The sequence below is a fragment of the Salipiger mangrovisoli genome (assembly GCF_015223355.1).
Classification (GTDB): domain Bacteria; phylum Pseudomonadota; class Alphaproteobacteria; order Rhodobacterales; family Rhodobacteraceae; genus Salipiger; species Salipiger mangrovisoli.
Genome location: NZ_JADFFK010000079.1, coordinates 1 through 2260, shown reverse-complemented (window position 1 = coordinate 2260; position 2260 = coordinate 1). Strand labels below are relative to the sequence as shown.

The following is a 2260-nucleotide window of genomic DNA, read 5'->3' as shown; positions in this document are numbered from 1 at the left end:
AGCCGGGGCCCGCCAATGACGCGCTTCAACGCCTTTTCCCTCCTCAAGAACGCCGTCACCGGTCACAAGAACTGGACCGAGCAATGGCCGGACAGCCAGCCGAAGGCCGCTTATGACGTGGTCATCGTCGGCGCCGGCGGCCATGGCCTCGGCGCGGCCTACTACCTTGCGACGCAGCACGGCATCACCAATATCGCGGTGATCGACAAGGGCTGGCTCGGCGGCGGCAACACCGGGCGCAACACCACGATCATCCGCTCGAACTACCTCTACGACGAGAGCGCGCGGCTGTTCGACCACTCGGTGGACCTGTGGCAGACCCTTTCGCAGGAACTGAACTACAACGTCATGTACTCCAACCGCGGCGTGCTGATGCTGGCGCACAACGTGCATGACGTGCAGAGCTTCAAGCGCCACGTGCACGCCAACCGTCTCAACGGCGTCGACAACCGCTGGCTGACGCCGGAGGAGTGCAAGGAATACTGCCCGCCGATCAACATCTCCAAGGACGCGCGCTACCCGGTCATGGGCGGCGCGCTGCAGGAGCGGGCGGGCACGGCGCGGCATGACGCGGTGGCCTGGGGCTATGCCCGCGGCGCGGCGGCGCGCGGCGTCGACATCATCCAGAACTGCGCGGTCACCGCGATCCGCCGCAACCCCGACGGCTCGGTGGCCGGCGTGGAGACCGAGAAGGGCTTCATCAAGGCGGGCAAGGTCGCGGTCTCGGCCTCGGGCCACAACACGCAGGTCATGGCCACCGCCGACGTGCGCCTGCCGCTCGAGTCGGTGCCGCTGCAGGCGCTGGTCAGCGAGCCGGTGAAGCCGATCTTCCCCTGCGTGGTGATGTCCAACGCCGTGCACGCCTATTGCAGCCAGTCCGACAAGGGCGAGCTGGTGATCGGCTCGGGCACCGACCAATACGTCAGCTATTCCCAGCGTGGCGGCCTGCCGCTGATCGAGCATACCATTGCCGCGATCTCCGAGGTCTTCCCGATCTTCAACCGCATGCGGATGCTGCGCAAATGGGCGGGGATCACCGACAACACCCCGGACCGCTCGCCGATCATCGGCAAGACGCCGGTCAAGAACCTCTACGTCAACTGCGGCTGGGGGACGGGCGGCTTCAAGGCCACCCCGGGCTCGGCGCATGTCTTCGCCTGGACCATCGCCAAGGACGAGCCGCATCCGATCAATGCCCCCTTCACGCTCGACCGGTTCCGCACCGGCCGGCTGATCGACGAAGCGGCGGCCGCCGCTGTCGCGCACTGACATGCGCGCCATGATGACTTCGCACTAAGGACGACGCCCATGCTTCTGATCCATTGCCCCTATTGCGACGAGACGCTGCCCGAGGTCGAGTTCACCTATGCCGGCGAGGCGCATATCGCCCGCCCGGAGAACCCCTCGGAGATGAGCGACGACGACTGGCAGCAGTTCCTCTTCATGCGTGACAACGTGAAGGGCGACCACTTCGAGCGCTGGCGCCACCTGCATGGCTGCGGCCGCTTCTTCAACGCGGTGCGCAACACCATCACCGACAAGTTCCTCACCACCTACGAGGCGGGCGCCCCCCGTCCCGATCTCGCCGCACTGAAGGAGGGCCTGAAATGAGCAGCTACCGCGTTTCCGGCAAGGGCCGCGTCAACAATGCGCGCCCGGTGAACTTCACCTTCGACGGCAAGACCTTCCAGGGCTTCGAGGGCGACACGGTCGCCTCGGCGCTGCTGGCCAATGGCGTGCACCTGATGGGCCGCTCGTTCAAGTACCACCGCCCGCGTGGCCCCGTCGCCGCAGGCTCGGAAGAGCCCAACGCGCTGATCGGCACCCGCCGCGGCCCGGGCCGCTTCGAGCCCAACACCCGCGCCACGGTGCAGGAGATCTGGGGCGGGCTCGAGACCCATTCGCAGAACAAGTTCCCGAGCCTGAAGTTCGACATCGGCGCGGTGAACGACGGCGCCTACATGCTGTTCTCGGCCGGGTTCTACTACAAGACCTTCATGTGGCCGCGCAGCTTCTGGGACAAGGTCTACGAGCCCTTCATCCGCGCCGCCGCCGGTCTCGGCGTCAGCCCGACCGAGGAGGATCCGGACAGCTACGCCTCGCGCAACCTGCATTGCGACGTGCTGATCGTCGGCGCCGGGCCGTCTGGTATTGCCGCGGCGCGCGTGGCGGCGGAGGCGGGCCTCAAGGTCGTGCTGGTCGACGAGAACCCCGAGGTGGGCGGCACGCTGCTGTCGGAGCCGCAGGCGCAGATCGACGG

3 protein-coding genes are annotated in these 2260 nt (G+C 67.2%); all 3 read left to right on the top strand.

Features of this window, described 5'->3' with window-relative positions; genetic code table 11:
* The first annotated feature begins 15 nt into the window (after nucleotides 1-15).
* Nucleotides 16-1269 (top strand): sarcosine oxidase subunit beta family protein, encoded by a 1254-nt coding sequence (locus tag IQ782_RS29480; RefSeq protein WP_194138220.1) that lies wholly within the window; start codon nucleotides 16-18, stop codon nucleotides 1267-1269.
* Nucleotides 1270-1308: 39 nt separating this feature from the next.
* On the top strand, nucleotides 1309-1611 hold the full coding sequence (locus tag IQ782_RS29475) for a sarcosine oxidase subunit delta (protein WP_194138219.1): 303 nt from the start codon (nucleotides 1309-1311) through the stop codon (nucleotides 1609-1611).
* Nucleotides 1608-2260: FAD-dependent oxidoreductase (locus IQ782_RS29470; RefSeq protein ID WP_194138218.1), on the top strand; the 653-nt coding region annotated here is incomplete at its 3' end. The genes IQ782_RS29475 and IQ782_RS29470, both read left to right, overlap by 4 nt.